The 16,859-nt window shown below is 49.2% G+C and carries 18 protein-coding genes; 5 read left to right on the top strand and 13 right to left on the bottom strand.

From position 1 onward, the window contains the following. Positions 1-17 precede the first annotated feature (17 nt). The 13 genes from Q1A04_RS18325 to Q1A04_RS18265 all read right to left on the bottom strand — a co-directional run bounded on the left by Q1A04_RS18325 (position 18) and on the right by Q1A04_RS18265 (position 12,314). A complete protein-coding gene (locus Q1A04_RS18325) occupies positions 18-683 on the bottom strand; it encodes an OmpH family outer membrane protein (RefSeq protein ID WP_299709039.1) in 666 nt (221 codons plus the stop codon). Between the two features lie 9 nt (positions 684-692). Beyond that, positions 693-3,170: an outer membrane protein assembly factor BamA gene (gene bamA / locus Q1A04_RS18320; RefSeq protein WP_299709036.1), complete on the bottom strand. Its 2,478-nt coding sequence runs from the start codon at positions 3,168-3,170 to the stop codon at positions 693-695. An 8-nt stretch (positions 3,171-3,178) separates the two neighbouring features. After that, positions 3,179-3,922 (bottom strand): isoprenyl transferase, encoded by a 744-nt coding sequence (locus Q1A04_RS18315; RefSeq protein WP_299709033.1) that lies wholly within the window; start codon positions 3,920-3,922, stop codon positions 3,179-3,181. 60 nt (positions 3,923-3,982) lie between these two features. Beyond that, positions 3,983-4,753 carry a DUF6089 family protein gene (locus Q1A04_RS18310; RefSeq protein WP_299709030.1) on the bottom strand — a complete coding sequence of 257 codons (771 nt, stop codon included), beginning with the start codon at positions 4,751-4,753 and terminating at the stop codon, positions 3,983-3,985. Between the two features lie 49 nt (positions 4,754-4,802). After that, positions 4,803-5,810 (bottom strand): DUF6089 family protein, encoded by a 1,008-nt coding sequence (locus Q1A04_RS18305; RefSeq protein WP_299709027.1) that lies wholly within the window; start codon positions 5,808-5,810, stop codon positions 4,803-4,805. Between the two features lie 123 nt (positions 5,811-5,933). Beyond that, on the bottom strand, positions 5,934-6,821 hold the full coding sequence (locus tag Q1A04_RS18300; RefSeq protein WP_299709025.1) for an NAD kinase: 888 nt from the start codon (positions 6,819-6,821) through the stop codon (positions 5,934-5,936). 13 nt (positions 6,822-6,834) lie between these two features. After that, positions 6,835-8,223 carry a POTRA domain-containing protein gene (locus Q1A04_RS18295; protein ID WP_299709022.1) on the bottom strand — a complete coding sequence of 463 codons (1,389 nt, stop codon included), beginning with the start codon at positions 8,221-8,223 and terminating at the stop codon, positions 6,835-6,837. 8 nt (positions 8,224-8,231) lie between these two features. Next, on the bottom strand, positions 8,232-8,897 hold the full coding sequence (locus tag Q1A04_RS18290) for a CBS domain-containing protein (protein WP_299709019.1): 666 nt from the start codon (positions 8,895-8,897) through the stop codon (positions 8,232-8,234). After that, on the bottom strand, positions 8,894-9,670 hold the full coding sequence (locus Q1A04_RS18285) for an alpha/beta hydrolase (protein WP_299709016.1): 777 nt from the start codon (positions 9,668-9,670) through the stop codon (positions 8,894-8,896). The genes Q1A04_RS18290 and Q1A04_RS18285 overlap by 4 nt, the downstream gene beginning before the upstream one ends. A 31-nt stretch (positions 9,671-9,701) precedes the next feature. Further along, entirely contained in the window at positions 9,702-10,286 is a 585-nt protein-coding gene (locus Q1A04_RS18280) for an aminodeoxychorismate/anthranilate synthase component II (protein ID WP_299709013.1), read from the bottom strand. Between the two features lie 282 nt (positions 10,287-10,568). Continuing rightward, a complete protein-coding gene (locus Q1A04_RS18275) occupies positions 10,569-11,147 on the bottom strand; it encodes an immunity 53 family protein (RefSeq protein ID WP_299709010.1) in 579 nt (192 codons plus the stop codon). Between the two features lie 81 nt (positions 11,148-11,228). Further along, positions 11,229-11,747 (bottom strand): CvpA family protein, encoded by a 519-nt coding sequence (locus Q1A04_RS18270; RefSeq protein ID WP_299709008.1) that lies wholly within the window; start codon positions 11,745-11,747, stop codon positions 11,229-11,231. 105 nt (positions 11,748-11,852) lie between these two features. Continuing rightward, positions 11,853-12,314, bottom strand: a complete 462-nt coding sequence (locus Q1A04_RS18265) for a GatB/YqeY domain-containing protein (protein WP_299709005.1) — start codon at positions 12,312-12,314, stop codon at positions 11,853-11,855. Positions 12,315-12,480: 166 nt separating this feature from the next. Between Q1A04_RS18265 and Q1A04_RS18260 the strand changes: the two genes are divergently transcribed. The 5 genes from Q1A04_RS18260 (at position 12,481) to Q1A04_RS18240 (ending at position 16,836) form a co-directional block, all read left to right on the top strand. Further along, positions 12,481-13,194, top strand: coding sequence for a pyridoxine 5'-phosphate synthase (locus Q1A04_RS18260; RefSeq protein ID WP_299709003.1), 714 nt, complete (start codon positions 12,481-12,483; stop codon positions 13,192-13,194). Positions 13,195-13,196: 2 nt separating this feature from the next. After that, a complete protein-coding gene (gene mnmH, locus Q1A04_RS18255) occupies positions 13,197-14,225 on the top strand; it encodes a tRNA 2-selenouridine(34) synthase MnmH (protein WP_299709000.1) in 1,029 nt (342 codons plus the stop codon). A 4-nt stretch (positions 14,226-14,229) separates the two neighbouring features. After that, positions 14,230-15,282: a selenide, water dikinase SelD gene (selD, locus tag Q1A04_RS18250; RefSeq protein ID WP_299708997.1), complete on the top strand. Its 1,053-nt coding sequence runs from the start codon at positions 14,230-14,232 to the stop codon at positions 15,280-15,282. 70 nt (positions 15,283-15,352) lie between these two features. Then, positions 15,353-16,123 (top strand): alpha/beta fold hydrolase, encoded by a 771-nt coding sequence (locus tag Q1A04_RS18245; RefSeq protein WP_299708994.1) that lies wholly within the window; start codon positions 15,353-15,355, stop codon positions 16,121-16,123. Continuing rightward, positions 16,120-16,836 (top strand): SAM-dependent methyltransferase, encoded by a 717-nt coding sequence (locus Q1A04_RS18240; RefSeq protein ID WP_299708991.1) that lies wholly within the window; start codon positions 16,120-16,122, stop codon positions 16,834-16,836. Before Q1A04_RS18245 ends, Q1A04_RS18240 begins: the two co-directional genes overlap by 4 nt. Positions 16,837-16,859 lie beyond the last annotated feature (23 nt).

Here is a 16,859-nt window from a genome sequence, read left to right as displayed (position 1 = left end):
AATTTGTTATGCTTGTATTAGTTGTTTGACTTCTTTTTGGTAGGCGGTGTCTTTTGCCTAGTCTGCTTTTGTGTCTGGCCTTCTTCGTTTTCTACTCCTGTTTCAGGAAGGTTCTCCGGGTCATCCACGATAGCATCTGCTGGCCTTTTACCCGGTACATTCTGCTTATCAGTAGCTAATCCCAATTCTTCCAGCACATATTCGGTATAATCATGCACCGGATTGGTGTAGATCATAATCAAGTCACCCGATTTATCAAAAACCGTCTGCAGGCCTCTTGCTTTGGCTACTTTCTCCACAGCCGTAAACACCTCGTCTTGTATTGGTCTGATCAAATCCTGTCGGCGCTTGAACATCATGCCCTCAAAACCGAAGACCTTGCGCTGGTACTCCCTCACCTCATTCTCCTTCCGAGATATTTCAGCTTGGCGCTTTTTCTTCATCTCCTCAGTCAGGAGGACTTCTTCGGCCTTATAGTCCTCTTTCATCTTTTCGACGGCTTGGTACATCCCCTCGATCTCTTTCTGCCAAGCAGCGCTCTGCTTGTCTAACTCTACCTGTGCCTTCGCATAAGCGGGCATTTTGCTCAGAATAAAGTTAGAATCAATATAACCAAACTTCTGCGCCTGCGAAACAGTCGATAAGAAAAACCCAGCTAAAAAGATGAACAAAAACTTTTTCATACTAATTCATTATCGAATCTGCTGGCCGATCATGAAGTGGAACTGTCCGCGCTTATCATCCGGACGGCCTGGCAGATCGTCGAATCTCCAACCGTAGTCAAAGCCTAACAAGCCAAACGCCGCCATGAAGATACGCACACCCACACCACCTGAGCGATACAGCTTAAACGGAGTATATCGATCATAAGAACCGAAGTTATTACCAGCCTCCAAGAAAGCCAGACCATAAATGGTAGCTCCCGGATTAGGAGAGATCAAGTATCTAGCCTCCGTCACGAATTTGTTATAGGCAATACCACCAGTATTAGCCAGTGTTTGGTCTGAATTGTTAATCACAGACTCGTCGCTGTAACCACGCAGACCAATGTAATCAGTTCCCACAAAAATGTTCTGACCACCTAGTCCGGATCCACCTAATCTAAAGCGTTCGAATGGTCCGATACTAGTCTTAGAGCTATACCTGTTTAGAAAACCAAAGTGCGCTCTTGTGTTCAGTACCAAATTCCCTGCCAAATTCATGAAGAACGAGGCATCGAACATCCATTTGTTAAATTCTACATACTCAAAGTTGTTCCGCTTTTCGGAGAACAGGGAGTATGGTGGCGTCAAGTTAACACTCAGTGAGATATTTGAACCTCTCCTCGGGAAGGTAGGGTTGTCAATGCTCACACGGGCCAACGTGTTATTAAATGAGATACTGTTTGATGTTCCGTTATCAAATTCACCAAATAGTCTGAAGTTTTTCAGGGTATATCGGTTGTAGCTCAGTGAATGGCTTAACTGGAAGAAGTTATCCGGCCACTGCAGTCTTCTACCTAGGCTTATCGCACCACCGTCCACATTCAAACGGCTGTCAAGCTCTGCTCTCGGATCTCGACGAATGGTCTTGAACAAGCTCACAGTTAGTGAGTTTGGCTTACGGCCTCCCAGCCAAGGCTCTGTAAAGGAGAAGGAGTAGGACTGGAAGAACCTTCCGTTTGCCTGCACATTCAGGTTCAAACGCTGTCCGTCGCCGCTAGGCAGCGGTCTCCACTCCGACAATTTAAGCAGCTTACGCGTAGAGAAGTTGTTCAGCGTAAGACCTACCGTACCTACCGCACCGATCGGGCCACCCCAACCACCGGACAAGCTAATCTGGTCGTTTGGACGCTCTGATACGGTATAGTTAATATCCACCGTTCCTTCTTCTGGGTTTGGCATCGGGTTTAGTCCGATTGTTTCCGGATCAAAGTAGCCTAAGTTCGCTAATTCGTTTCGGGAGCGAATCAGGTCGTCGCGGCTGTACTTCTGACCAGGGAGCGTACGGATCTCACGCAGTACTACATGGTCACTGGTCTTGGTGTTGCCGGTCACGGTTACTTTGTTGATGGTAGCCTGTGGACCTTCCGTTACTCTCATTTCAATATCGATGGAGTCACCATCTACTGTTACCTCTACCGGATCGATGCTAGAGAACAGGTAACCATCGTTTTGGTAAAGCGCAGAAACGTCTACCCCTGCTGGGTTGTAGTTGATGCGCTTATCGAGTTCCTGCTTGTTGTACACATCGCCTTTACTTATACCCAGTACACGCGACAGATACTCATCGTCGTACAGGAAATTGCCATTCCAAGTGATATTTCGGTAGTAATACTGGTTGCCCTCATCCACAGTAATGCGTATGCCCAATCTGTCTTGGCTTACATTGTATACCGTGTCAGAAACGATAATGGCATCGCGGTAGCCCTCTGAGTTATAGAAGTCAATTAAGAGCTGCTTGTCATTCTCATATTCACTGCGTTGGAACTTAGAGGATGTGAAAATCTTGTAAAGACGCTTTTCTTTGGTCTTCTTAAGCTGTCGCTTTAGTTTATTGTCAGTAAAGGCCTCATTCCCTTCAATCAGAATTTCTGCGATTTTAACTTTATCCCCTCTGTCTATATCAATGTTCAGAACCACACTGTTTGGCAACAGTGAGTCTGGCTTCTGGGTAATATTGATCTTAGCGTTGAGGTAACTCTTCTCCGCGTAGTATTTGCGGATGATTGAGCGGGTACTATTCAGTACAGCGTCAGTCACCACTTTGCCTCTGATCAGGTTGATCTTTTCGCGCAGTGCGTCCTGCTGTGACTTGTTTATACCTGTAAATTCAAAACGTGACAGGCGAGGACGCTCCTTCAGGTCGAAATTCAGGAAAATCTGATTGCCTTCGATACGGGTTACGAACACCTCTATATCACCTAGGATGCCTTGGTCCCACAGTTTCTGGATGGCGCGGCTCATGTCCTCTCCCGGAACTGTAATCTCATCCCCTACTTTAAGGCCGGTAACAGCGATAAGCGAAGTGGGGTCCAAAAACTTGAGACCAGTAAACTCAATGCCTCCAATCCTGTACTGCTGGGGTTGGGCGTAATCAATGGTATTGTTCTGTGCAGGATTGTTTAGAACTTGTGAAGAAGCTGTGCCTGTGATTAGCAGAAACACAAGCACCCATATGCATCTTGTCATTAATTTGTTCACTTTGTTAGTTGTTCACTTGTCTTGCCAAATCGGCGTTCACGCTTCTGGAAGGCGATAATAGCTTCGTATAGATTTTCTTTGCGGAAGTCGGGCCAAAGCAGCTCCGTAATATAAAGCTCCGTGTAGGCTAATTGCCAAAGCAAAAAATTACTGATGCGCTGCTCACCGCTTGTGCGAATAAGCAATTCTGGATCTGGCATACCTGCTGTTGAGAGGTGGCCCGCAATGGTGGCCTCATCAATATCCTGAGGCGCTATAGTACCATGACCCACTTCAACAGCTATGCGTTGCATGGCCTGTGCGATATCCCAACGACCACTATAGCTCAGGGCCAGCACCAAAGTCATGCGCTTGTTACCCTTTGTTATTTCAATTGCTTCGAGCAGCTCTCTTTGGCAGGCTTTGGGCAGGCTATCGGTGTTTCCTATCGTCTGCAGCCGGATGTTGTTCTTATTAAGCGTGGCAGTCTCTTTTCTGATAGTTGACACGAGTAACTGCATCAGTGCCGAAACTTCGGTGGCCGGTCTCGACCAATTCTCAGTAGAAAAAGCATATAGGGTCAGGTACTCGACGCCCAGTTCTGCCGCGGCCTCCACTGTCTCACGAACAGCTGTAATGGCGCTCTGATGGCCGAAAATCCGAAGGCCTCCACGCTTCTTTGCCCAGCGTCCATTTCCGTCCATAATAACGGCAATGTGCTTTGGCAAATTGTCTAAATCTACTTGTTCCCTAAAATTCATTAAACCACAATTTCCTTGCAAGTTACAAAAAGCAAGATAATTTAATGAAATTTTAGCGTGTTAATCTAGTATTCCAGCTTTTCGCTTGTAAACAGGTGGGCAGTTATTGCGATAGAAGGTATAGGAAAGGCTTATGCCGTTGTAGAAGTACATGTCATTGTCATGCGGATTGGCTTTCGCCTTGCTATCATTCGCATCTAGGTAGTCAAGTACGTCGTTGAACATTTTGCGGGCGCCAAACTCTAGTCCTAGGTTCCAGTGTTTGCTTAAGGCGTACTTTACGCCAACGCCAAATGGCATAGAAACCGTGAATGTGTTATCAAATGGCTTTGTAATATTTCCCCGCTCTACTAGCTGATGATTATAGTTGAGCAAAGCGGCTCCAATGAAAAAGTAGGGAGAGACCCGGTGTGGCTTTCTGATGTTTTCATAGTAGTCCAAGAAATTATATTCAACCCCGAGTGCTAGCTCAAACATGCTTAGCTTCAGTTCTGCGTCACGCCAGTCGTGGTAGGGCAGGTCTTGCGACTCATCTCTAAAAGCTTTGTCGTTGAAGATGCGGTGACTCCCCATCAACCCTGCTCGCAAGGTGATTGGTGCCGAGATGTCTTTACGGTAAAACACCGTCATTGCCGGCTGGTTATTCAGGAAGCGGTAATTAGGAGAAATCTCGCCTTTGTAATTGGCACCTCCTATACCCACTCCTATTTCGCTGGTCGTGACAGGTTTTTTTTCTATAAACTGTGCGTAAGCAGCATTGCCAAAAAAAACACTCCCTATTTGCAGTATAAAACAAATAAGGAGTGTTTGTCTAATCGTATGTAAAGTCATGTATACTTTTATTCGGAGTTTAGGTGAAAACGTACCCGCCTCCTTTATATTATCTGAATTTCGGTCTTCTTACGCGCGGATTTAAGATATAGTTCAGGCCTAGGCTTGTTTGGATATACCAGTCATTGTCTGAGCTGTTACCACGGGTGCGGTTGTTGCTTGTGCCGTATGGCTGCAAACGGCTATATCCGTTGGGCTCTCTTACTAAAGGATATATATTCGTTACACCGGACTCCGCACTCCTATCCGAGAAGATTACAGAAGCATTTCGGTTCTCTGATCTGTTATTATCACTTAGCAGCACATCCTTGTCTACGTGCGCAGTACTTACGTCGTCAAGATAATCGGTGAAGGTGGCTCTCCAGCCCATTTCGAAGCTAAAGTCCCAGTTTCTGTCCAGCTTGTATCTTACACCCAGACCAAAAGGAATAGCGATCTGAACGCGCTTGTAGGGGCTGCTTACGGTGCCCGGCTGATCTACATACTGCCCTTCAGTGCCGAGCGGCTGCAACTCATACCAACCAGTAGGAATATCGTTTCCTCCTGAAAGACCCGGATGCGAGCCATTCTCATAATATGCTTTCGGATTGTGGTGGAACGCAGCTATACCGATAAAGCCGTAAGGCACGAAATCAGGACGGCGGCGATAATAGTTGCGGTTTTCGAAAAGGTCAATAATCGCTACGGCACTCAGCTCTTTGATATCATTCCGGAAGGAAAGATTTCTAAGCCAACGGCCTGCGTTCTCGCCTTCATCCGGACCTGCCGCCAAGCCGTCGTCTCCGGAAATACGGTTCCAGTTAAATGAAACACGGGAGGAAATACGCGGGAAGTGGCGATAGGTATAGTTAATACCAATGCTCGGGCGAGTGGACTTAAGACGCATACTCGTAAAGTCCGGCTGCGGCACTAGGTCGCCGAAGTAGTTAGAGGCGCCCAGCTGAATACCCAGCGTGGCATACTCCTTTCGTTTTGTGAAACGCTGCGCCTCGGCATCAATCGAAACCGTGGTAAGCACAACAAATAAGAGCAAAAACAGCGTAGTAAATTTCTTCATAGCGAACCAATTTCTTTTAAGCGTATTCCCAAAGGGTTAGAACTCGTGCAAAGTAAACTATTGTGACAAAAATAGAAATAATTTCTCGGTATAAAAATATGTATATCAAATATTAAATATAACTTACCTAAAAATATTTGTCCTTTTATCAAGCCCCCAGTTGAGCTTCCCGCGTAATGTTGTTAAAAAATTAACATGGTGCAGTTTAACAAGCCTAGCCACAAAACTCTCGCGCCGCACCGCTATCTGAACTGACATATCTACAGGTACGGATCTTGAATCGAGGGAGGCAAGGTATGTAGTACTCCGGCCCTCCACTTCAAACGAGATCACGCTCCGATCAGACACAATCATAGGCCGCACATTGAGGTTGTGTGGACATACGGGTGAAATAACGAAATTGTTGGTTTGCGGCAGCACCAGCGGACCGCCGCAGCTGAGTGAATAGCCAGTCGATCCGGTAGGGGTGGCGACAACCAACCCGTCGGCCCAGTACGTGTTCAGATACTCTCCATCTATATACGCATGAACAGCTATCATGGACGACGAATCGCGTTTTAGCAAACTAAACTCGTTTAATCCAAAATTTATCCCGTCAAAGATCTCTTGGTCGGAGTCGACTCGGATCAAAGCCCTGTCATCTAAGGTATAATGCCCCTTGAACAGAGCATCGAGGGCTAGGTTAATGCTGTCATGGGCGATCGTTGCAAGGAAGCCGAGCCGGCCTGTATTGATGCCTAGTATCGGGATCTGCAGTGCGCCCACGTAAGTCACCGTGTCCAGCAGCGTGCCGTCTCCGCCAATGCTCAGCACAATATCCACGTCATCTAACTTATCGCCACGGTTAAAGGTAGGTATACCGGTGGGCAGGTTGATTCTGTTCTGCAGAAACAGACTGAAGTGCTCCACCACCATCAAATCGGCTTTGCGGCGCTGCAACTCATCAAACAGATTCTGAATAAAAGGGCCGTACTCCTCCTCAAAGGGTTTTCCTAGTATAGCTATTTTCATATATCTTCTTTAGTTAAAAAGGGAATCGGCCACTAAAATAAAACCCTTTAGCCCCCTCCCTATTAATCGTATATTCCGCCCGAAACACAAAGTCGTAGAACGTAACCAAGTGCAAGCCGGCGCCGGCACCCAGCAGTAGCCTGTTGGCTAACGGATTGCCTTTCTCAAACACATTGTCCGAAGCATAGCCTGCGTCTGTGAAGGCGTTGGCGTACAAGGCCAACGGCACCTTGTTGAATTTCGGACTTCGGATAAACTTCAGGTGCACGCCCTTATGCTGAAACAGTTCACGTGTGAGCCCCTGCTTAAAAAGTCCGAAATGCTGCCCACCAACCACTTGCAACTCATAACCGCGCACCAGCGACCGGAAACCAAGCGCCACATTATCAGCGTAAGCATAGCGCCTCGATAGCCGGGTCTGCGCTTCGCCACCCACAAAATAGTAATATTTACCGGATATGTTGCGATAATTCACATACTTCGCACGCAGCGTGGTGATGGGTGATCCGCTTCCTCCCATAAAAAAAGTTTGCGCCGCAATGGCCTCAAAGTAACTCCCCGTGAGCGGATAAATAAAGGAATTGCGCAGGTTCACCACCTTTGACAGCTCTAGGCGCATATACTGTCGCTCTTGTGTGCTGTAGTTGTAGTACTCCGGATTGAGCGCCAGCACGGTGTCGGACACCCCCTCCTGTACGTAGGTAAGTCGCAGGCCTTCTTGCCGCTGCACACTCTGCCTATGTATAAGGCCGGTAGTTAGAACGGTGCGCTGTATCGGTACGCCTTGGTCCTGCACGAAGAAGCGCTGCCGGTTGTTTGATGTGCGGTAATCGATTGCCCGGCTACGGTAGTCGGCTATCCCGAAATCTATGCCCAGCTTATGCGCCCGACTGATGTAAGGTACCCGGTAGGTGAACTCGAGTCTTTTATTGAAGCCCTGCTGTATCCGCATGCGCACCTCTTCGTTTCGGCCCCTGAAATTACGGCGGATCAGGTTTATGCCATAATCTACCCTCCCCCAGTCCCTGCGCTCAAGCCAAGCATTGAAATTACGGTCAGCCAAGTCAAAAATGGGGATAGGGTACAGGTAAAAGCGCTCCTGCATGGTATACAGCACGGCCACACGCCCCTCATAGCAGGTATAGGTATAGCCTACTTCATGAAAAAGGCGCAAGTTAAAAAGACGCTTGCGGTTATCTTCCACCCGCTCATCCAACTGGTCAGCCTGTATTGTATCGCCCGGGCTTATGTTCAGCTCAAAAAGCAGCATGCGGGCCTTGCTGACCTCGTTACCGGAAAAGCGGATGCTATCGATCACAACAGTAGCGGAATCGCAAGGCTGGGCCGCTAAGCTTCGGCACAACAGGAAAAAGCACAGGAAGAAGGCGACGCGGAGAGGCACTGCCGTGGCTATATGTCCAGATACTTGAACAACATATCCAGCCGGTCGCGGCCCACGTCGTATTTGGACGCATCTTGGAACTGGGCCGTCACGCGGTATTCGAAACGCTCAAGCGTGGCAATGATGCGGGTAAGATCGGAGGTGTTCAGCTTTAGGGTGAGCTTGATGTTGTAAGGGTCCACCTCATCCGGCGACACGTAGGCGCTCAGGATTTTGGCATTCTCCTCTTCTATCAGGCGGCTGATCTGGCCTAGGGAGTAGTCTCGCTCCGGCATGGTGAGCACCAGAATGCTACCCTGCCCCTGCAGCGCCGACATCTGTCCGAAGGCGGCCAGCGTGTCGTTAATGGTGATGATACCCATGTAGTCCTGCTCTTCGTCGAGCACGGGTACTACCTGAATCTTGTTTTTGATGGCGGCCTCCATCACATCGTAAAAGTGCTGGTGGTGCATCACAAACACATCCTGAAAATCCAATGGCACATGCTCCAGCGTCTGGTTACGGTCGGGCAGTTCGATCAGGTTGGTCTCAGTGGCCAAGCCCATGTACTTGCGGTTGCGCGACACGGGAAGCTCGTTTACGCGGAACTCATCCATCCATCGCAAAGCCTTGTCGACTGTGTCGTAAAACTTCAACGGCGGTATCATTTGGTTGATGAGTTCTTCTGCGATCATGTGGCTGGTTCCCTTGCTTCTGTTTTGGCCAAAAATTTATCTAAGATACTGTTAAACCGCTCCGGATGTTCCATCATCGGCGCATGCCCGCACTTATCGATGAAGTATAATTCTGAGTTAGGCATAAGACGGTTAAACTCATGCGCTACTAGCGGCGGGGTTATCGTATCGTTCAGTCCCCATATCAACAACGTCGGCACCTTTATGTTTGTGATATCCTTGGCCATGTTGTGGCGCTGGGCCGACTTGGCGATGGCAATAATGCGCAGACACTTGGCATTGCTGTTTGTTATGTCGAACACCTCATCCACCAGTTCTCTGGTAGCGGTTTCAGGATTGTAGAAGGTATATTCTACGCGTTCCTTCACATACTCGTAGTTGCCGCGCTTCGGGAAGGATCCACCCATGGAGTCTTCAAACAGACCAGAACTGCCAGTCAGCACTAAGCGCTTCACTTTTGAGGCGTTCTTCAAGGTATACACCAGCGCCACATGCCCTCCCAGCGAGTTGCCTAACAAGGACAGGTCGTTCAGGTTCTTAAATTTAACGAAATCCTCGATAAAAGAAACGAGCCCCGGCACGCCTGCTTTGTGTAGTGCCATCTCGTAGATCGGCATCAGCGGAATAACGACCCGGTATTGTTTCGAGAAATGGTCTACTACGCCATGCCAGTTGCTCAGGGCACCAAATAACCCGTGCAACAGTAGCAATACTTCACCTTCACCCTCGTCTATATACTGGAATTCGCCTTCTTGTCTGATCTGTAGATTCATTTCGAAAACTGTAAATTAAAATAGATGTTACTCAAATCGGTTGCTTCCGACCTGCAATATTAGCAATACTAAGCCAATTTCGCAGCATGTCCAGCCCATAAGTAGTGAGCGCGGCCTCCGGATGGAACTGCAGCGCATGCAGCGGCAGCGTTCTGTGCCGAAAAGCCATTAGCTCTCTTTCGGCTGTATACGCAAGCGGCACGATGCAGTCAGGCCATTGCTTCAAAACCAGCGAATGGTAGCGCACCACCGGCATTTTTTGAGGTAAGCCAGCGAACAGCGGATCCGGCTCACAGACAATCTCAGATATCTTGCCGTGCATGGGCTTTATACCTTTCGCCAAAGTGGCCCCGAAGAACTCGCCCAAAGCTTGATGCCCGAGGCAGATGCCCAGCATCGGCACCTTTTCATGGTAATGCCGGATCACCTCCATCATTACGCCCGCCTTCTCTGGCTCTCCGGGTCCTGGCGACAAAATTATACCTGTAACAGGCAGCGCCTTGATCTCCTCCAGTGCCACATCGTTGCGCACCACATGCACCTCCTCTCCCAACTGACCAAAATAATCCACCAAGTTGTAAGTAAAGGAATCGAAGTTATCGAGCAGCAGAAGCATTTTTCAGATTTGGAGATTTGAAAATTTGGAGATGTATAGATGTGAAATTAATAAGAGTCGTAAAATTTAAACTTAACTTAAAATCTAAGCTTTGGACCGACTTTTAGTTTTTCCTTTTTGGAAACTGCTTAGCTCTTTCTCAATACTTGGTGATGAATCAGAAAAAATTCTTTGTGAATCTCTGCTCAAGACAAACTCAATCCGAACTCAGCTTACATCGGTTAGTACATAAAGCGAGCGAAGCCTAGCCGATGCTTGGCTTATGTGCAGGGTTAGGGTTTGTTATTCTACTTTTTCTGTCACAACTGGGCCTAACCCTTCAAAGAAGGTCTGCAGCTTGCACTTTACTTTGTCGCCTTCTTTATACTCCAATTTGTCGAGTGACTTCAGATCTATGTTTTGATAATCATCAATATCCAGCACTTTCAATTTCTGGAGTGTCGTATCATCTATCTGGATGATTTCAAATACACTTTCATTAACTGCTCTTGCCGTTACTTCTTTCCAAACAGGTATTCTAGTGTTAGGCACAGGAACATAAATTGAATAAGTATAGCTTGCATCTGCTTGATAAGGCAGGACTTCATCTAAGAAAATCCTAAAGATTTCGTTAAGCTTGTCTGGGTCACCAGCACCAGTAAACTTCCCGTCCTTTACACCGATAAACAACCAGTCTTCGTCTCCATTGTCATACTGCTTCTTGTACTCGGCATTTTCAAGAGGCGTATCCTGAAGTTCTATCGCAACCGACCAGCCAGGATTATCTACTGAGGTGATTTTGATTCCGAAGCCATGCTCCCAATCTCCGTCACAGTTATTTCTGTACCAATCCTGTATTCGCTCAAGTAGAGATCTGGTCATTTTCTATAATTGTAATACACCCTAACCTATCAATAGCACACAGCCCCATTTTCACATCTCCAAATTTCCAAATCTGAAAATCTAAAAATGTTCTTTAAGGGAGAGCAACAGGGATTTGACAAAGGGTAGCACATAGCTCATAACACTGAGCGCGTAAGGGGTTGTTTTGACTACAAAAGGATATACTGTAGAACTGGCTGCGGTTTCGGGTGTGATCGAGATACCCGCCATCTCCGACACATAGAGCAGAAGGCTTAGGGCCAGCGTCCATTTAAGAGCGCCCAGCATACCACCCAATATGTTGTCGAACAAACCGAAGGGTGTAAAGTCAATTACTTTTTTGAGAAGCAGTCCTAATACCCGCACGCCAAGTATAATGGCAACGAAGATGACCAGAAAGGTAACGAAAGGCAGTAGACCACCGGCATCGCCGATGTATTCTTTCATAATGGGCAGGCCGGAGTCGAGCAGCTTGAGCCCGAGCAGGATGCCCAACACGAGGGCGAAGAGAGAGATCAGCTCCAGCAAAAGACCTTTGCGGAAACCCATAAATGCGCCAAAGAGGATAGGCACAGCCAGAAAAATATCAAACGTACTCAATCTGAAAAAAATTAAGGCAGAAGCGAACACCTGTCGCTCCTGCCTTCAAATATAGTTTAAAAGCTGCACTCCTCATAGCCCGTCGGGCTGCAAAAAGTGCAAATACTAAAAATCGGTATTGTTCAGCAGATCGCCCACCGCCTTGGAGATTGCACGCCCATCGGCCTGACCGGCCAGTTCTCTGGAAGCCACGCCCATTACCTTGCCGAGGTCAGATGGACCCGAGGCACCCACACGCTGAATGATCTCAAGCAAGCGCACACGCAGATCGCCTTCGTCCAGCTGCTTGGGCAGGTATTCTTCTATCACAGCCAGTTCGGCCAGCTCGATTTGCTCCAAGTCAGTACGCTGCTGCTGGGCGTATACCTCAGCCGATTCGCGGCGCTGCTTGGCAGCTCTCGTTAGCAGCTTCATCTCAGTGTCCTCACTTAAGCCGTCGGTTCCGCCTTTCTCGGTTTCAGCCAGCAAAATAAGCGATTTAATACTGCGGAGTGCCTGCAGGCGGGGTTTGTCTTTGGCAAGCATGGCCTGCTTGATGTCGCCTTCTATGCGTTGTTTTAAACTCATGGTTTTATTTTGATTAAAGGTTACCGGCCCGTGGCTTGCGCCCTGCCTCTATAGTATACACTACTACGGCAAAGGCCATAGGTTATCATGTTAAGCAAAATTACATTAATTTAGTCTTTCCGTAGGGATAAGTATCACAAGCCCGAGGGCCATAACAAGCATACCCATGACCAAACTGAGTGTAAATATAAACAAAATAGCCACGCTTCGGAATGCCCGCGGCGGCGACAGACCCAACGTGGTACAGACGGCAAAAGACTGCGAGCGTTTCGGGGCTGAGGGCATCACGGTACATCCACGTCCGGATGAGCGTCACATTCGCTACCGCGATGTGTATGACCTTAAAGAAGTGGTAACGACCGAGTTCAATATTGAAGGCAACCCCACCCCTGACTTTCTAAAAATGGTGAAAGAAGTACGACCGGCACAGGCTACGCTCGTGCCCGATGCACCGGATGCCATCACGTCTAACGCCGGCTGGGATACGCTGCAGCACAAAGACTTCCTGACCGACGTGATCGGGGAACTGAAAGAGCTAGGTATACGCACCTCTATTTTTGTGGATCCGGATGTACGTATGATGGAGGGCGCCTCTTTGATAGGCACTGATCGGGTGGAATTATACACGGAGGCCTATGCGAAAGGATATCCTACCAACCCCGAGGATGCCATTAGGTCATACCTTGTCGCGGCACAAAAAGCACAGGAATTCGGCATCGGCCTCAACGCCGGGCACGACTTAGACCTCGACAACCTTAAGTATCTAAAAGACACCCTGCCGGGCTTGTTGGAAGTGAGCATTGGTCATGCCCTTATTTGCGATGCGCTGTATTACGGACTGGAAAACACGATCCAGCTATACCTGCGTCAACTTAAATAACGGTGGTCAACAGCATAACCATACAGGAGTTTCTGGAGAAAGCGGCGCAATTGCCCGTGCTCGATGTGCGTGCCCCTAAGGAGTATGGCATCGGTCATATCCCTCAGGCGCACAGCTTTCCCATCTTTTCGGATGAGGAGCGAGCCAACGTAGGCACTGCTTACAAGCAGCAAGGGCACGACCCGGCCGTACTGATCGGGCTGGACTTGTTCGGACCGAAGATGTCAAGTTTTGTGCGTGAAGCGGAAAAGCTGGCGCCGCAGAAAGAGCTGCTTGTGCACTGCTGGCGCGGGGGCATGCGTAGCGGCTCCATGGCGTGGCTGCTCGACTTCTCAGGCTTTAAAGTGCATCTGCTGCAGGGAGGCTACAAAGCCTACCGACACTTCATGCACGAGCAGATCGAGAAATCCAGACCTTTGGTTGTGCTGAGTGGCTTTACAGGCAGTGGCAAAACCGATCTACTCCCTCACCTGCAGCAGCAGGGTCAGCAGATAATCGACTTAGAAGGTATAGCCAGTCACAAAGGCTCTTCTTTCGGAGGCATAGATATGGCACCGCAGCCCAGCACCGAGCACTTCGAAAACCTGCTGGGTATGGAAATGCTCAAACTCGATAGCCAACAGCCAGTTTGGTTGGAAGACGAAAGCATCAGCATCGGCCGGGTCCAGTTACCCAAGCCGCTCTTCGACCAGATGCAAGCTTCGCCTACCATCGTACTCGAAGTGCCAAAGGTACTGCGCATACAAAAATTGGCAGCTGAATACTGCCTCACCGATCCAGCCATACTGGAAGCTGCCATTCTCAGAATAAAGAAACGATTGGGCGGGCTAGACACCAAGGAGGCGATCGAAGCCATCCATACCGGCGACATGGAAAAGATGGTCGACATTGCCCTCTCTTACTACGACAAGGCCTATACCTATGAACTGGCTAAAAAGCAGCAGGTGCTGCGGCTCCCGCTTGAAGGTATAAACCCGGAAGAAAACGCCCGCCGCGTGATTGAATTTGCAAAACAGCACCAGCTGATCTGATACCATGGAAGAGACAACTCATCAAGATATAAAACTGACCCAGTACAGCCATGGCGCTGGCTGCGGTTGCAAGATTTCCCCCAAAGTGCTCGATACGATCCTGCACACTGATATCCACTACCCAGAGAATGATAAGCTGTTGGTAGGCAACAGCTCCCGCGACGATGCCGCTGTGTACGACATCGGCAATGGCCGCGCCGTCATCAGTACCACCGATTTCTTTATGCCGATCGTGGATGATGCCTACGATTTCGGCCGCATCGCCTCCGCTAACGCCATTTCGGATGTCTACGCCATGGGCGGCATACCTACCATGGCCATCGCCGTGCTGGGCTGGCCTATAGACAAGCTAGCCCCCGAGGTAGCCAAGCGGGTGATCGAGGGTAGCCGCAGCATCTGTCACGAGGCAGGTATACCATTGGCAGGCGGTCACAGTATCGACAGTCCCGAGCCGATCTTCGGACTGGCCGTAACAGGTATGCTCGACATCAAGAACCTGAAACGCAACGATACCGCCACCGCCGGCTGCGAGCTATACCTAACCAAACCGCTCGGTGTAGGCATACTCACTACGGCACAGAAGAAGGCCATCCTAAAGCCTGAGCATGCGCACCTAGCACCGCAGCAAATGATGCAGCTCAACAAAATAGGCGCAGACCTTGGTCAACTGCCACAAGTAAAAGCCATGACCGACGTAACGGGGTTTGGCTTGTTGGGCCACCTTTCGGAAATGTGCGAAGGCAGCAACCTGATGGCTGAGGTATACCTTGATAAAGTACCGGTGCTGCCGGAAGCGCTCGAGTATATGGCTCAAAAGGCCATACCCGGCGGTACGCACCGCAACTTCGACAGCTACGGCCACAAAATAGCCGAGCTCACCCCCGACCAGAAACACTTGCTCTGTGACCCGCAAACCAGCGGCGGCCTGTTAGTCGCCGTAGATCCGGCTGGCAGAGAAGAAGTCCTGCAGGTGTTTGAGAATTACGGTTTGAAACTGCAGCCGCTTGGTGTGCTGAAAGAGCGCAAAAGTGAGAAAAAATTGATAAAGGTAGTATAGCGACCAATTACAACGTACTTCCGTAAGCTTAGACTGTTTACTGATAACTGATCACTGTTAACTGAAAGAAATGAAACTACACTACAAGGAAATGGGCCATGGGCAGCCGCTGCTGATTTTGCACGGACTGTTTGGCACATTGGATAACTGGGCAACACTGGCTAAGCGACTAGCTGAGCATTACAATGTGTTTATGGTGGACTTGCGCAACCACGGCCGCTCTCCGCATAGCGAGCAGCACGACTACGACGCCATGGCTGAAGACGTGCTACGACTCGTAGATGACCTCCAGATACCAACTCCCGCCATCATGGGCCACTCCATGGGCGGAAAGGTAGCCATGAACTATGCGCTGAAGTACCCGACCCGCCTCACTAAACTGATTGTGGTGGACATCGCGCCAAAGGCTTATCCACCGCATCACGATGAGATTATTGACGCCCTGCAGTCAGTGGACCTGAGCAATGTAACCAGCCGGGGCGATGTAGACAAGCAATTGGCCAAAACCATTTCGCAGGAGGAGGTGCGTCTGTTCCTGATGAAAAACCTCTACCGAAAAGAGGACAACAGCTTCGGTTGGCGCATGAACCTCAACGCCATAGAAAAGAACTACGAAAAAATCGCGGCCCCTATCACATCGGATACGCCTTTCAAGAAGAACACTCTTTTTATCAAAGGCGGGCGCTCACGATACATTCTACCGGAAGATGTATATGGTAGCATTGAGCATCTATTTACATTAGTAGAAGTGGAGACCATCCCGAACGCCGGCCACTGGGTACACGCCGAAGCGCCGGATGAGGTATACGATCTCGTAACACGGTTTTTGGATACGCCATGAAAAAGACTAGTACGCTATACCTCATACCGACCATACTCGCAGACGACACAGCTGACCAAGTGATATCGCCGCAGGTGAAGGATACGGTGCGGAGGCTGACTTATTTCATTGTGGAGAACCTGCGAACGGCTCGTCGCTACGTCAAGAGCATTTGCCCGGAACTGGTGATTGAGCAGCTCCAGTTTGTGCAGGTTGATAAGGATGCTACGCCGGCTCAGGTACAGGCCTCGCTTAAGCCACTGCTGGAGCAAGGTATAGACGCAGGAATTATCTCAGAGGCAGGCTGCCCAGGTATAGCTGATCCGGGTGCGGAGGTGGCTAAGTACGCGCATCAGAAAGGTATACGGGTGGTGCCTTTTGCCGGTCCTTCCGCCATCTTCCTCAGCCTGATGGCTAGTGGGTTCAATGGACAGCGCTTCGCCTTTCATGGTTACCTCCCCATCGAAAAGGGGCCTCGTTTGCAGGCGCTCCGGAACCTGGAGAAAGAAATGCTGCAGCACGACCAGACCCAGATTTTCATGGAGACGCCCTATCGGAACAACAAACTGCTAGAAGATTTACTGCAGACCCTGAGCGGTGGCACCCGCCTTTGCATTGCCGCTAACATCACCTCCCCGGAGCACGAGTTCATCCAAACCAAAACCATCGCCGAATGGAAGGGCAAACTGCCAGACATACACAAGCAACCGGCTGTCTTTTTGGTTTATAAGTGATTTACCTGAAAGCGCCTCTCAGG

It is taken from the genome of uncultured Pontibacter sp. (genome assembly GCF_947499215.1).
Lineage (GTDB): Bacteria > Bacteroidota > Bacteroidia > Cytophagales > Hymenobacteraceae > Pontibacter.
This window is presented reverse-complemented; position numbering and strand designations above follow the sequence as displayed.